Genomic DNA, 14,118 nt, shown 5'->3' on the forward strand with positions numbered 1-14,118 from the left:
AGGGGCCTCGCTCTTGCGTGCGCCGTCAGGGACTCGAACCCCGGACCCGCTGATTAAGAGTCAGCTGCTCTAACCAACTGAGCTAACGGCGCCTGCTGACCTGGAGAACTTTACCCGATGCCCGAGGGTGCTCCTGACCAATTCCTCTCCGGTCCGGCCTGTCGGATGGTCGTTTTTTCCCTTTAGTCCGTCACCATGAGCTATGCCGGGAAAGTTGAGATGTGGAAGATCTGGACGCCTGCCGAGAGGAAGAGGAGTCGCATGACTGTGCCGGTCTTCGAGGAGTACGAACCCGCCGCCGACTGCGGTTGCCCGGGCTGCGCGCAGCGTCGCCGTACGGCCGCCGCCCTGCCCGTACGCCACGGCGGCCACCCCGCCGCCCACGGTGCGCGGCGGGCGCTGGTGCTGGTCACCGCGGCCGGGGTCGTCCTGTCCTGCGGGGCGGCCCAGGCCGCCGCGGCCGCCGCAGGACGCGATACCCGCGGCGGCACGGTGACCGACCCGCAGCCGGTCACCCCCCAGGGCCAGGTGGGGCCCCTGATCGGCGACGGGGCCTCCGGTCCGCCCTCCGCCCCGGACACGGCGCGCACGACGACCCGGACCGAGATCATCAACCGCGCCAAGAAGTGGGTCACGGCCAAGGTCCCGTACGACATGGCGGCGTACTGGTCGGACGGCTACCGGCAGGACTGCTCGGGCTTCGTGTCCATGGCCTGGAACCTCGGCAGCAACGAGTGGACCGGCAGCCTCGCCGCCTTCGGGACGAAGATCGCCCGGGCCGACCTGCAGCCCGGCGACATCCTCCTCTTCCACAACCTGGCCGACCCCGCAGTGGGGTCGCACGTCACGGTCTTCGGCGGCTGGACCGACCACACCCACACCCACTACCTCGCGTACGAGCAGACCCGCCCGAACGCGCGGGCGGCGACGACGCCGATGGCGTACTGGAGCAACTCCTCGAAGTACGTGGCCTACCGCTACAAGGGCATCGTCAGCGGTGCGGGCGGCAGCGGGTCGGCCACCACGTTCCCCGGCGCCGCGACATTCGGCCCCGGCGCCGACAACGCGCACGTGACCCGGCTGGGGCAGCTGCTCATCGCCCAGGGCGGCAAGCGCTTCTACACGCGGGGCGCGGGGCCGCGCTGGAGCGACGCGGACAAGCGCGCGACCCAGGCGTTCCAGCTGGCGCAGGGGTGGAAGGGCAAGGACGCGGACGGCATCCCCGGCCCGGGCACCTGGAGCCTGCTGCTCAAGGGCACCGGGCACAGGATCCCGGCCGCCGGCCAGGCCCCGGGCGGGACCGTGGCGTACCCGGGGAAGAGCGTCTTCCGGCCGGGGCAGTCCAGCAGCCACGTCCGGCGCCTCGGCGCGCAGCTGGTGAAGAAGGGATACGGCACGCACTACGTGACCGGCCCCGGACCGCGGTGGACGGAGGCGGACCGCCGCAACGTCCAGGCATTCCAGCGCGCGCAGGGCTGGAGCGGGAGCGCGGCGGACGGATACCCGGGGCCGGAGACATGGCGACGGCTCTTCGCGTGACGGGTGAAGCGACGGTACGGACATGACGGAGGCGGGAATGCGATCGACGGAGAACGTGCGGGGCGAGTGGGACGAGCTGGGCGAGCGGGACACGCGGGTGATCGTGCCCGGCCCCGGTGTGGGGGAGGCGCGGGCCGAGGACACGGGGGGTCCGGGTGCGGGTGCGGGTGCGGCTCCGGTGGTGGAGGACGACATCCCGGCGGACCTGGGCCCGGCCTTGGACGCGGTCGCCGGGGTGGGCCGGGCGGCACCGGGTGAAGGGGGTGGACCGATGGTCCTTGGCCTCGGCCCGGACCCGGACCCCGGCCCGCGTACGGAGCGGGGGTCGGACCCCGCACCGGTGATCCCGGACCCGGTCCCGGAGCTGCCTGAGCCCCCTCCCGTACGGGACCCTCTGGCGCAGGCCCCGGAGGAGGACCGGCCGGACCCGGCCGCGGGCACGGAACCGGTGCGTGAACCCGGGCCGCTGGACCTGGACCTGGACCTGGGTCTGGCCCCGGACGCGGACGCGGACGCGGGCCGTGGGGCTGAGCCGCTGGACCTCGACCCGGACCCGGTGCGCGCCCCTGAGCCGCTGGACGCGGACGCGGCGCGTGGCCCAAGGGCGTCGGAGGCGTCGTCCGAGGTGGTGGGCGACGCGAGCCCGGTGCTCGAAGCGGGCGTCGGGGCGGACGAGGTGGCCGTGCCCGTGGGCCCGGGGGCCGGGGCGCCGGTCCTCCTGAAGCATGCGGCCGACGAGATCCCGCCGGCCGGCGGCGGTGAGGGCGCACCCGTGACGCTCACCGTCGGTGCCGCGGACCCGGTCGCCTGGTGGGGGGCCGGGCGCAGGCAGCCCGTCATCTCCACCGAGACCACCGCCCCCATCCCCGTCCACCTGCTCTTCCGCGACGACGACCAGGACATCCGTCCGGCCGGCCCCACCGGCACGGGGGGCGGCACCGGCACCGCGCGGCGGTCCGGCGAGCGTCGCCCGCCCCTGCCCCGCTCCCCCCGCACGCAGCAGAGGCCCGCCCGGCCCGCGCCCCTCGCCGACCCCCGGCTCACCGAGCGGCCCGGCCCCGTACTGCCCGGCTGGGCCGCGCTGTCCACCGCCGGGGCGGTGGTCGCCGCCGGACTCGGCGCACTGTGGTGGCAGGGCGCGCTGCCCACCGCGGTGACCGGCCGGTTCGGGCTCGCGGAACGCCCGTACGACGGCATCGGCGCCGGGGTGTGGGCGGTGCTCGCGCTGGTCGTGGCGGTGGCGCTGTTCGCGCTGCTCGGTCTCGGCCGGGGCAGGGCCGGGCACGCCTCGGTGCTGACGCTCTTCGGCGACTACCGCGGCAGTGTCCGGCGCACCGGGCTGCTCTGGATCTCCCCGCTCCTGCTCCGCCGCCGGATCGACGTACGCCTGCGGCACTGGCGCAGTGAGCCGCTCGCCGCCGTGGACGCGAGCGGTACCGCGCTGCGGGCCGTGGTCCTCGTCGTATGGCGGGTGCAGGACACCGCGCGGGCCACGCTCGGGGTCGCGGACCACGAGGGGTACCTGCGCGACCAGGTGGAGGCCGCCCTGGCCAGGGTCCTTTCGCAGCTGCCCGCCGACGCCTTCCTGGAGGAGACGACCCGCACCCTGCGCGACGCGGAGGCCGTGGGCGACGCGCTGACCCGCATGCTGAGGGCGGACTGCGCGCCCGCCGGCATCGAGATCTACTCCGCGCAGCCGACCATGATCGAGTACGCCCCCGAGGTCGCGGCGGCGATGCAGCGGTGCCGTGTGGCGGCCATCGACGCCAAGCACCGGGACGGGGTGCTGACCTCCGTGGTCGACGCGGTGGACGACACGGTCGGCCGGCTGACCGCGCGCGGCATCGTGGAGCTCGACACCTACGAACACAAGGCCCTGGTCAGGGATCTGACGGTGGCCTTCTACACCGGCCGCAGCGGTGGGGAAGGGGCCTGACCGCCGCCGCTTGCACGAGAAGGCGTGCTGAAACCCGGTCCACATTGGTCTGGACATGTTCATGCCGCGTCAATAATCTGGACTTGGTCTAGACCGCACAGATGCGCGCAGTACAGCTCGGATCGACAGCTCGGATCATCCCCAGAACATCCCCCACGTTCTCGAGGAGCGACACAGCATGCGGAAAAGGGCAAGCGCGGCCGTCATCGGCCTGGCGATAGCGGGCGTCTCGATGTTCGCGACCAGCAGCGCCAGCAGTCACGGCTACACGGACTCACCCATCAGCCGGCAGAAGCTCTGCGCCAACGGCACCGTCACCGGCTGCGGCAACATCCAGTGGGAGCCGCAGAGCGTCGAGGGGCCCAAGGGCTTCCCGGCGGCAGGACCGGCGGACGGCAAGATCTGTGCCGGCGGAAACAGCGGATTCGCTCAGCTCGACGACCCGCGCGGCGGCAACTGGCCCGCCACCCAGGTCACCGCGGGGCAGGGCTACAGCTTCCGCTGGCAGTTCACCGCCCGGCACTCCACGAGCGACTTCCGCTACTACATCACCAAGAACGGCTGGGACTCCACCAAGCCGCTGACCAGAGCGGCGCTGGAGTCGCAGCCGTTCATGACCGTGCCGTACGGCAACCAGCAGCCTCCGGCGACCCTGACCCACCAGGGCACCATGCCCACCCAGAAGACCGGGAAGCACATCATCCTGGCCGTCTGGAACGTCGCGGACACCAGTAACGCGTTCTACGCGTGCTCCGACGTGAAGTTCTGATCCCGCACGGCGCAACGCACAGTGGGCGGCCTCCCGGAAGGAGACCGCCCACTGTGGTGTCTGTGCGCCGTCAGGGACTCGAACCCCGGACCCGCTGATTAAGAGTCAGCTGCTCTAACCAACTGAGCTAACGGCGCCTGCTGACTCGAAAATAATACCTGGTCCCCAGGGGTGCTGATGACACGTGCCCGCGGCGGGGCCGCGGGACGCGTCGAACCGTGCGGACCCGCCCCTGACCTGCGGGCCCGCACCCGTATATGTATACCGAGCGAGGCCCGTGCGCCACCATTCGCGTGGCGCATCCCACAGGGGAGGGGCTACGGCCCGGGGCTCACAGGGCCAGCGACAGCAGGACCGGTGCCGCGCGCCGGTTCAGCGTGGCGGCCGCGGCCCGCAGCCGGTGCGCGTGCTCGATCGGCAACGACAGGGCCAGGCATCCGGCGGACGAGCCCGCCGTCAGCGGAACGGCCGCGCAGACCGTGCCCACGGCGTACTCCTGGAGGTCGAGCATCGGGACCGTCGCCGGCTGGCTGTCCAGCTTCGAGAAGAGCACCTTCTCGCTCGTGATCGTCCGCGATGTCAGCCGGGCGATCCGGTGCCGGGCCAGATGATCGCGCCGGCCGTTCTGGTCGAGCTGCGTCAGCAGGCACTTACCGATCGCGCTGGCGTGCGCCGCCGAGCGGAAGTCCACCCACTCGTTCACGGCGGGCGTGCGGGGCCCGTCGGCCACCTGTGTGACCCGGATCTCCCCGTCGACGTAACGACTGACGTAGACGGCCGCGCCGACCGAGTCCCTCAGCTGCACCAGCGTCTGCTGGAGCTTCGCCTCCAGGGCCCGCCTGCGGGCGACGCCGGAGCCGAGCTCCAGGAGCGAGGAGCCGATGACGTACGCGCCGTCGGCGATCTGCTCGACGTACCCCTCGCGGCGCAGGGTCAGCAGCAGGGGTGTGAGATGCCCGGCCGGCAGCCCCGTCTCGCGGGAGAGCCGTGCCTCGGTGACCCCGCTGCCGTGGGTGGACACGGATTCGAGCACCCGCAGGGCGTACTGCACCGAATGGAACGGTGCCTTCGGCTCGGGCTTCAACGCCACGGTTCCCCCTCATAGGGCATCTGCCAGGTGTGACCGCAAGCTCAAGACCCACGATAGTCGCCAAGCGGCGGATGGGGAGGGGCTGTTGACGGAGTCGACGGTGCGCCCCGGCCGCGTCGGCCGGGGCGCACCCTTCCGGCATATGCCGAGGTCATGAGCAACATGCCAAAGGCAAGGTCACAGCACCGCGTTGAGGAATTCGCGCGTGCGTTCGTGCTCGGGGTCCGTGAATATTTTTTCCGGTGAACCGGACTCCACGACCCGTCCCGCGTCGAACATCAGGACCTTTTCCGAGACGTCCCGGGCGAAGTTCATCTCATGGGTCACGCAGAGCATGGTGATGTTCGTGTTCCGCGCGATGTCGCAGAGGAGGTCCAGGACGCCCGCCACCAGCTCCGGGTCGAGCGCCGACGTCACCTCGTCGAGCAGCAGGATCTCGGGCCGCATCGCCAGCGCCCGGGCGATGGCGACGCGTTGCTGCTGGCCGCCGGAGAGCTGGGAGGGATGGGCGTCGATCTTCCCGGAGAGCCCGACCAGTTCGAGCAGTTCCCTGGCCCGGGACTCCGCCTCGTCGCGGTCCAGCCCCAGGACGTTGACCGGTGCCTCGGTGATGTTCTGGAGCACCTTCATGTTCGGGAAGAGATTGAACTGCTGGAAGACCATCCCGATCTTCTTCCGGGACTCCCGCAGCTCCTTCTCGCCCGCCGGCTTCAGCGCGCCGGACGCCGTCCGTACGTGGGAGAGGGGTGAGCCGTCCACCCAGATCACGCCGTCGCTGACCTTCTCCAGCGTCATCAGCAGCCGCAGGATCGTGGTCTTGCCCGAGCCGCTCGGCCCGATCAGCGTGACGTGTTCGCCGCGCCGCACGGTGAAGTCCAGCTCGTCCAGGACCACATGGTCGCCGTACCGCTTGACGACCTTGTCGAAGCGGACCAGCGGCTCGACACCTGTCACCGGGGGTTCCGGAGCCGCGTCCACGGGTTCCTTCTCAAGGGGGGCGGGTTCAGTGGCCAAGGCGCTTCTCCAGCTTTCTCATGAGCAGGGAGGTGGGGTAGCTCGCGACCAGGAAGATGAGTCCGGCGAGCGTGAACACCTCGGTGTAGACGAAGTGGTCGGCTCCGTACTTCCGGGCTTCGAAGACCATTTCCTGCACCGTGATCACGGCGAGGAAGGGGGTCTCCTTGAACATCGAGATCGCGTAGTTGCCGAGAGCGGGCAGCACGTTGCGCACCGCCTGCGGCAGGATCACGGCCTGCCAGGTCCGCCGCGGCGACATCGAGAGCGCCCGGCAGGCCTCCCACTGCCCCTTCGGGACCCCGTCGATCCCGGCCCGGTAGACCTCGGAGGTGTACGCGGCGTAGTGGATGCCCAGCACCACGATGCCGATGGTCAGCGGCTCCACGGAGCGGAAGACGGCGGCCGCGCCCACCAGCTGCACCAGCAGCGGGGTGGAGCGGACGAACTCCGTCAGCGCCTTCACCGGCACGCTCACGAACCGGGAGGGCGCACGGCCCGCCACCGCGACCGCCAGGCCGAGCACCGCCGCGACGAGCGTGCCGAGCACGGTGGCGAGCAGGGTGACCCTGAATCCTTGGAGCAGCAGGGGAAAGGCTTCCCCGACGGCATCCCACTGGAACGACTGGTTCACCGGGCACCTCCCGCTGTGGCGGCGGCTTCCGCCGTCCGTGTCTTCAGCAGGCTGCCCGCACCGGTGTGCAGTCCGAGCTTCCGCTTGGCGGTGCGTTCCAGCATGTTCATCAGCAGCGTCAGCGCGTACGCCAGGACGAAGTAGACGGCCAGCAGCAGCAGATAGGTGGTGAGCGTCTCACCGCTGCGGCTGCGGACGTGCTCGATCGCGGTCATGAGGTCGGCGGCGGAGAGCAGCCAGAGCAGGGGCGTGCACTTCAGCAGCTGGATCAGCAGGTTGGTGAAGGACGGGATCATCTGCACCCAGGCCTGCGGCATGATCACCTTCCGCATGCGGTGGAAGGGCGTCATGTTCAGCGCGACGGCCGCCTCGTACTGGGCGCGGGGCACGGAGTTGATCGCGCCGCGCACGATCTCGGAGCCGTACGCCCCGTAGTTCAGGCCGAACGCCACGATCCCGCAGACCAGCGGGGTCAGTTCGTAGCCGGTCAGCGGCGGCATCGCGTAGTAGAGCCAGAACAGCTGGATGTAGAGCGAGGTGCCGCGGAAGAACTCCACGACGGTCCGCGAGACCCCGCGCACCAGCAGCAGCTTGCTGCCGGCCGCCAGGCCGAGGACGAACGACAGCAGCAGGGCGACCAGCGAGCCCAGGACCGTCGCCTCCAGCGTCACCCACAGGCCCGATCTGACCTGCGGGAACTCTTCGCCGAGTATGGAGAGGAAGTCACTCATACAGTGGGGTCCGTCCTCGTCAGCCCTTGCACAGGTCGGCCGTCTTGAGCGTGGCCGGGGGGATCTCCGTGGCGCCGAAGCCGTACGGCTGGAGGAGTTCCACGTAGCGGGACTTGTCCGAGACGATCTTCTTCAGCTCGCGGTTGAAGGAGTCCCGCAGGTCCTCGTTGCCCTTGCGGAACACCGCGCCGCCCGGGGAGAACTGCTTCACGCCGTCCAGCTCGGGGACGAACGCCTCGGTGACCTCGGTCTCCGGGTTGGTCTTGGCCAGCCAGCGCAGCGAGATGCCGGTCAGCAGGAAGGCGTCGATCCGGCCGCCCTTGACGGCGTCCGCGCCGTCCTGCGGCTTCTGGAGCGTCTTGATCTTCCCCTCGTCGATGCCCGCGCCCTTGGCGTACGAGGCCTCGACCGCCCCGGACATCACACCGACGGTGATCCCGGCCGCCTTCGCGGACGCCAGGTCGGTGAGCTTCTTCGGGTTGCCCTTCTTCACCATCAGCGCGGTGGGGGAGATGAACTCCGGCTCCGAGAAGATGGCGTTGGCGCAGCGCTCGGCGGTGATGGCCATGCCGGCGCTGACCACGTCGTACTTGCCCGCCTGAAGACCGGGGATGAGGCCGTCCCACTCCGAGAGGGTGGGCTTCAGCTCGTCGACGCCGAGCGCCTTGAATATCTCCGCGTGCAGGGCGGGGGCCTCACCCTTGAGCGACTTGCCCTCCATGTAGCCGTACGGGGCCTCGTTGGCGTACGCGACCCGGACGAAGCCCTGCTTGCGCAACTTGTCGAGCGCGCCCTCACCGTTCGCGGATCCGGCGTCCGTCTTGCTGCACGCGGAGAGCAGGCCGGGGACGACGAGCAGACCTCCCACAGCGGCAGATCGATTGAGGAAGCCCCGACGGGACAGGTGAGGGAAGTCAGCCATGGTTCGCAATCTCCTGGAGAAATCGGGGTGTCGAACAGTCCGGACAGAGTGACCACCTGCCCGATCCCGGACGTCTATGCAGGAAGCGCTGCCATGTAATCGAACAGTGGCCGGAGGGTGACCTTCCCGTGTCTCGTCATGGGCGGAGGGCGACTGGGGGTGTGCGGGGTGTGTTCCCGTCCGTACGCGCGTTCATGAGTGCGCGTCATCTCCGGCCCTCGGGGCGGGGCGTCCCGGGCTCAGGACGAGATGTCCGTGGAAGGGACGTAACCACGCCGTAGGTCCACCACGTTGGGGAGCGGCTCACCGGCGGCCCAGCCCTCGTACATCGAGACGAACTGCTCGCCCAGCCGGTCCCGCCAGCCCGCCGTGTCCCCGCTCATGTGCGGGGAGACCAGCAGACCGGGCACGTCCCAGAGGGGGCTGGACGGACCGAGCGGCTCCTCCTGGAACACGTCGAGCGCGGCCCCCGCGATCCAGTGGTTGCCCAGCGCCTCGGCCAGGTCCTCCTCGACGGTCAGCGGGCCGCGCCCCACGTTGATGAAGTGGGCGGAGGGCTGGAGCAGCCCGAAGAAGCGGGCGTCGAACATCCCGCGCGTCCCGTCCGTCAGCGGCGCCGCGGAGATCACCCAGTCCGCGCCGGCCGCCAGCCGGCCCAGGTCCTCGACGCCGTGGATCGTGCGCCGGGCCGTACGGCCGACGAGCGCCACCTGGACGCCGAGGGCGTGCAGCAGCCGCATGATCTCCCGGCCGATGGGGCCCGCGCCGACGACCACGGCACGGGTGCCGGCGAGGTCCCGGGTCTCCCGGTGCCGCCACCGGCGCTCCCGCTGGAGCTCCAGGGTGCGGGGGAGGTCCTTCGCGAAGGCGAGCACCAGGCCCGCGACGTACTCGGCGATCGGCAGCTCGAAGACGCCCCGGGCGTTGGTGACGACGGTGGGGGAGGCGGCCAGCTCGGGGCAGAGCAGCCGGTCGACCCCGGCGCTCGCGGTGTGTACCCAGCGGGGGCGCGGTCCGTCGCCGGGCCAGGCCGCGCGCACGGCGTCCGAGGTGAAGTCCCAGACGAGGAGGACGTCCGCGTCGGGCAGCAGGCCGGGCAGCGTCCGCTCGTCGGCGTACCGGACGACGGCCCGGCCGGTCAGCCGGCCCAGGCGCGGTGACGGGTCGGTGTCCAGGACGAGGATCACGGGAGCGGTCATCAGGAATGACCACGTTCGCACCGGGGAACACGCCCGTCAACAGCACCTCCGCCCCGCAGAGGAAACCGCTGGTCAGGCCCGTTACGGGCGGCGGCACGGGGTGAAAAGGGGAATACTTGTCCCAGGCAGGGGCAACGGAGGGCGAACGACGGCAGGACATCCGGACGGAACGGAAGGGTGGACATGACGACCGTAGGACTTCTCTACCCGGGCCACGCCGCGGAGGACGACTTCCCGCGGATCGAGGTCATGCTCGACAGCGACATCAGACTGCCGCTGTTCCACACCGACATCGACGAGGACGCCCGCAGGACCGAGAACCTCCGCGCGGCGGGCACACCGGAACGCCTCGGCGCAGGCGTCGAGGAACTGCGGATGGCCGGCGCCGAATCGCTGGTCTGGGCCTGTTCGGGCGGCAGCTTCGCCTACGGCTGGGACGGTGCCCACAGCCAGGCCGCGGAACTCGCCAGGTCCGCCGGGCTCCCCGCCTCCAGCACCTCCATCGCCTTCGTCCAGGCGGTGCGCGAGCTGGGCGCCTCCCGGGTCGCGGTCGCCGCGACCTACTCCGAGGACGTCGCCGCGCTCTTCGCCGGCTTCCTGGCGTCCGGGGGCGTGGAGGTCGCCGCCACCCGGGGCAGCGGCATCATCAAGGCGTCCGAGTCGGCCGCCGCCGACCCGGAGCTGGTGAAGGAGCTGACCGTGGCCGGGGACCATCCCGACGCCGAGGTGATCCTGCTCCCCGACAACGCCCTGCACACCGCCGCGTACGTCCCCGAGCTGGAGGAACTGGTGGGCAAGCCGGTCCTCACCGCCAACCAGGTGGCGGTCTGGGAAGGCCTCCGGCTGTCCGAACGCCGGATCTGGGCCCCCACGCTCGGCACCCTGTTCGCCACCCGTGAGCCCCCGTTGGGCGCCGCCGAGCCCCGGGGCATCGAGGTCCGGGAGTAGGGGCTCCCCCGCGGGCGGGGGAATAAGCGGAGCCATCCTCCTGTTGGCACCCTCCGGTACACAGGCGTAGCACCGGAGAGGCCGAACACGTGGACGAGAACCGAGGCGACGAGATTCGCGGCACAGCGGGCGGGACGGCCTCCGTGCCCCTGTCCGTGCTGGACCTGGTGACCGTGGGCCAGGGCCGCACCGCGACCCAGGCGCTGCGCACCAGCGTCGACATCGCGAAGCTCGCCGAGAGCCGCGGCTTCCACCGCTACTGGGTCGCCGAGCACCACTCCATGCCCGGAGTGGCCTCCTCGTCCCCGGCCGTGATCCTCGCGCACCTGGCCGCCCACACCGAGCGCATCCGGCTCGGCTCCGGCGGCGTGATGCTGCCCAACCACGCGCCGCTGGTGATCGCCGAGCAGTTCGGCACCCTGGAGGCGATGGCCCCCGGCCGTGTCGACCTCGGCCTCGGGCGCGCCCCCGGCACGGACGGCGCCACGGCGGCGGCCCTGCGGCGTACGGACCGGCTCAACGAGGGGGCCGACGACTTCCCGCAGCAGTTGGCGGAGCTGACCCGTTTCCTGGACGACGACTTCCCGGACGGGCACCCCTACGCCCGTATCCATGCCGTACCCGGGCCGGTCCAGGCCACCTCGCCCGGCGGTGTGCAGTCGCCCTCCCGCCCGCCGGTCTGGCTGCTGGGCTCCTCCGGCTTCAGCGCCCGGCTGGCGGGTGTCCTCGGCCTGCCCTTCGCCTTCGCCCACCACTTCTCGGCCCGCAACACCGTGCCCGCCCTCGACCTGTACCGGGAGTCCTTCAAGCCGTCCGCGGTCCTGGACGCCCCCTACGCCCTCATCGGGGTCGCGGCGCTGGCCGCCGACGACGAGCGCGAGGCCAGGCGGCAGGTGCTCACCGGCGCGCTGTCCATGGTCCGGCTGCGCACCGGACGCCCCGGCCTCGTGCCGAGCCCGGAGGAGGCGGAGGCGTACGAGTTCAGCCCCATGGAGCGGGAGTTCGTCGACGGCTGGCTGAAGGACATCGTCCACGGCACGGCGGACGAGGTCCGCACCGGACTGGACGACCTGGCCAAGCGCACCGGCGCGGACGAGCTGATGATCACGGCCAACGCCCACGGCGGCGAGGCCCGGCTGCGCAGCTACGAACTCATCGCGGACGCCTACGGGCTGCCCTCCCTCGGCTGACCCGCTCAGCCCTCCGGCGGCCGGGCACCGATCAGCTCGGCGATCCGCTCCGGGGCCACCGCCCGGGAGTACAGCCACCCCTGACCGGTGTCGCAGCCGATCCGGCGCAGCCGCTCCGCCTGGCCCGACGTCTCCACGCACTCCGCGGTGACCGTCAGGCCCAGGCGGTGCGCCAGCTGCACCATGGCCTCCACGATCGTCTCGTCGGCCGGGCTGGGGTGCGCTCCGTCCTCGTAACGGAATCCGCGTACGAAGGAGCCGTCCAGCTTCAGCACGGACACCGGCAGCCTGCTCAGATAGGCGAGGTTGGAGTAGCCGGTGCCGAAGTCGTCGATCGCGATGCGGACCCCCATGTCGCTCAGCGCCTGGAGCACCCGCAGCGGCCTGCCCGACGAGCCCATCACCGCCGACTCGGTCAGCTCCAGTTGCAGCAGCCCGGGTGCGAGACCGGTCTCGGCGAGGATCTCCGCCACATCGTCGATCAGGTCGGAGTCCCGGACCTGGCGTACGGCGACGTTGACGCTGATGAACAGCGGCGGATCGTCCGGGTGTTCCAGCTGCCAGCGGCGGGCCTGGCGGCAGGCCGTCCGCAGCACCCACCGGCCGAGCTGGACGATCGTGCCGTCCTCCTCGGCGATCGGGACGAACCGGCTCGGCCCCAGCAGCCCGAAGCGCGGGTGATTCCACCGGACCAGGGCCTCCACACCCCGTACGACCTCGTCCGCCATGCCGACCAGCGGCTGGTACTCCAGCGTGAACTCCCCGCGTTCCACGGCCGGGCGGAGCGTGGAGGAGAGCGCCTGCCGGGTCATCCGGTGGGCGTTGCGCTCCGGGTCGAAGAGGGTCCAGCGGGCCCGGCCGTCGGCCTTCGCCCAGTACAGCGTGGTGTCCGCGGCCTGCATCAGGGCGGTGGCCGACGTGCCGGCCGAGGGACGCTCGACCACACCGATCGACGCGGAGACCGACAGCCGGTGCCCCGACACCTCGAAGGGCCGCTGGAGGGCGGCGAGCACCGAGCGGGCGAGGTCGGTGAGTTGGCGGGTGCCCGTGGAGTCCTCGACGAGGATCGCGAACTCGTCGCCGCCGAGGCGCGCCACCAGATGTCCGCCGGTGCGCTGCCCGTCGGCCTCGGCGCAGTCGGTGAGCCGTCCGGCGACGGCGGCGAGCAGCCGGTCTCCGGTGCGGTGTCCCAGGGTGTCGTTGACCGCCTTGAACCCGTCGATGTCCAGGTAGCAGAGGCCGATCCGGGCGGGCGGGGGCGGCGGCGCCCCGTCCTGGGCCGGCGGGGTCTCCAGCACGCCCGCGAGCCGTTCGAGGAACAGCGTGCGGTTGGGCAGCCGGGTCACCGGGTCGTGTATCCGCAGATGGCGCAGCCGCTCCCGCAGCTCCCGCCGGTCACTGACATCGGCGACGGACAGCAGCACCCGGCCCGCTCCTGAGGACGGATCACCCATCGGTACGACGGTGACCTCGGCCCACAGCGGCCTGCCGTCGGCGTGCTTGAGCCGCCGGGTGCACCGGAGCCGGGGGCGGGCGCCGCGCAGCACCTCGTTGTACGCCCGCCAGGTGGGCGCGTCCGAGCTGAGGTCCACGAGGTCGGCCGCGGGCCGCCCGGTCAGCGACGCCGGGTCGGTGCCGAACAGTCCGCCCAGCGCGTCGTTCGGCCTGACGATCTGGCCGCGGTCGTCGACGACGGCCATGGGGAGGGCGGATGCCGCGAACGCGGCGCGGTAGTCGCGCAGCTCGGAGAGTCCCGAACCCGGATGATCACTCCGCGTGACCTTCGGCGGCCCGGCGCCGGGGACCGTGCCCGCCCGGGGCACCGGCCCTTCGGAGGTTCCGCTCACCGCTCGCTCCCGCTGTGCAGATTGTCGTGAACAGGTATGGCCGGCCAGGTGCGTGGAGTGGAGCGTCGCGCCGGAGGCGGGAACCACGCAGGAAAACGAGGTGAAGCATAGAGGGTGGCGCCTCGGCCGTTCCAGCGCGCCCGTCGTTTCGGACCCGCGGCACGCGCATGGCCCACGTCCGCGCCGCGCCTCTCCCGCGCCTCACGCCCGTATGTGTTTTGACCGCAGATGATCATTATTGTGCTGATCTGGTTGATTCGAATGGCCGGGTGAGCGATTGTGACTGTCCGTGAGGGTGG

Annotated in this window: 12 protein-coding genes and 2 tRNA genes; 5 read left to right on the forward strand and 9 right to left on the reverse strand. The window is 71.4% G+C overall.

Going from position 1 to position 14,118, the window contains the following annotated elements; translation table 11 throughout:
* Positions 1-18 precede the first annotated feature (18 nt).
* Positions 19-92: transfer RNA gene (locus ACZ607_RS30160), tRNA-Lys, on the reverse strand.
* 169 nt (positions 93-261) lie between these two features.
* On the opposite strand from ACZ607_RS30160, the gene ACZ607_RS30165 reads away from it, so the two are divergent.
* The 3 genes from ACZ607_RS30165 (at position 262) to ACZ607_RS30175 (ending at position 4,244) form a co-directional block, all read left to right on the forward strand.
* Complete coding sequence (locus ACZ607_RS30165) at positions 262-1,539, forward strand: peptidoglycan-binding protein (RefSeq protein WP_469739881.1); 1,278 nt, start codon at positions 262-264, stop codon at positions 1,537-1,539.
* Between the two features lie 37 nt (positions 1,540-1,576).
* Positions 1,577-3,475 carry an SPFH domain-containing protein gene (locus ACZ607_RS30170; RefSeq protein ID WP_469739883.1) on the forward strand — a complete coding sequence of 633 codons (1,899 nt, stop codon included), beginning with the start codon at positions 1,577-1,579 and terminating at the stop codon, positions 3,473-3,475.
* A 178-nt stretch (positions 3,476-3,653) separates the two neighbouring features.
* A complete protein-coding gene (locus tag ACZ607_RS30175) occupies positions 3,654-4,244 on the forward strand; it encodes a lytic polysaccharide monooxygenase auxiliary activity family 9 protein (protein WP_099172784.1) in 591 nt (196 codons plus the stop codon).
* Positions 4,245-4,307: 63 nt separating this feature from the next.
* Here the strand turns inward: ACZ607_RS30175 and ACZ607_RS30180 are convergent.
* The 7 genes from ACZ607_RS30180 to ACZ607_RS30210 form a co-directional block, all read right to left on the reverse strand.
* Positions 4,308-4,381, reverse strand: a tRNA-Lys gene (locus tag ACZ607_RS30180).
* A 194-nt stretch (positions 4,382-4,575) separates the two neighbouring features.
* On the reverse strand, positions 4,576-5,334 hold the full coding sequence (locus ACZ607_RS30185) for an IclR family transcriptional regulator (RefSeq protein WP_469739886.1): 759 nt from the start codon (positions 5,332-5,334) through the stop codon (positions 4,576-4,578).
* A 177-nt stretch (positions 5,335-5,511) separates the two neighbouring features.
* Positions 5,512-6,348 carry an ectoine/hydroxyectoine ABC transporter ATP-binding protein EhuA gene (ehuA, locus tag ACZ607_RS30190; RefSeq protein ID WP_469739888.1) on the reverse strand — a complete coding sequence of 279 codons (837 nt, stop codon included), beginning with the start codon at positions 6,346-6,348 and terminating at the stop codon, positions 5,512-5,514.
* On the reverse strand, positions 6,338-6,982 hold the full coding sequence (gene ehuD / locus ACZ607_RS30195) for an ectoine/hydroxyectoine ABC transporter permease subunit EhuD (protein WP_469739890.1): 645 nt from the start codon (positions 6,980-6,982) through the stop codon (positions 6,338-6,340). Before ehuD ends, ehuA begins: the two co-directional genes overlap by 11 nt.
* On the reverse strand, positions 6,979-7,713 hold the full coding sequence (gene ehuC / locus ACZ607_RS30200; RefSeq protein WP_469739893.1) for an ectoine/hydroxyectoine ABC transporter permease subunit EhuC: 735 nt from the start codon (positions 7,711-7,713) through the stop codon (positions 6,979-6,981). The genes ehuD and ehuC overlap by 4 nt, the downstream gene beginning before the upstream one ends.
* 19 nt (positions 7,714-7,732) lie before the next feature.
* A complete protein-coding gene (gene ehuB / locus ACZ607_RS30205) occupies positions 7,733-8,635 on the reverse strand; it encodes an ectoine/hydroxyectoine ABC transporter substrate-binding protein EhuB (RefSeq protein ID WP_469739895.1) in 903 nt (300 codons plus the stop codon).
* A gap of 239 nt (positions 8,636-8,874) precedes the next feature.
* Entirely contained in the window at positions 8,875-9,834 is a 960-nt protein-coding gene (locus ACZ607_RS30210) for a D-2-hydroxyacid dehydrogenase (RefSeq protein WP_469739897.1), read from the reverse strand.
* A 183-nt stretch (positions 9,835-10,017) separates the two neighbouring features.
* On the opposite strand from ACZ607_RS30210, the gene ACZ607_RS30215 reads away from it, so the two are divergent.
* Both ACZ607_RS30215 and ACZ607_RS30220 read left to right on the forward strand, forming a co-directional pair.
* On the forward strand, positions 10,018-10,782 hold the full coding sequence (locus tag ACZ607_RS30215; RefSeq protein WP_469739899.1) for a maleate cis-trans isomerase family protein: 765 nt from the start codon (positions 10,018-10,020) through the stop codon (positions 10,780-10,782).
* 89 nt (positions 10,783-10,871) lie between these two features.
* The gene (locus ACZ607_RS30220) at positions 10,872-11,972 is read left to right on the forward strand and encodes an LLM class flavin-dependent oxidoreductase (RefSeq protein WP_469739903.1); all 1,101 of its coding nucleotides are present in this window, start codon (positions 10,872-10,874) and stop codon (positions 11,970-11,972) included.
* 5 nt (positions 11,973-11,977) lie between these two features.
* On the opposite strand, the gene ACZ607_RS30225 is transcribed toward ACZ607_RS30220, so the two are convergent.
* Positions 11,978-13,819: a putative bifunctional diguanylate cyclase/phosphodiesterase gene (locus ACZ607_RS30225; RefSeq protein ID WP_469739905.1), complete on the reverse strand. Its 1,842-nt coding sequence runs from the start codon at positions 13,817-13,819 to the stop codon at positions 11,978-11,980.
* Between the last annotated feature and the right edge of the window lie 299 nt (positions 13,820-14,118).

The sequence above is a fragment of the Streptomyces sp. NPDC104381 genome, from assembly GCF_055583745.1.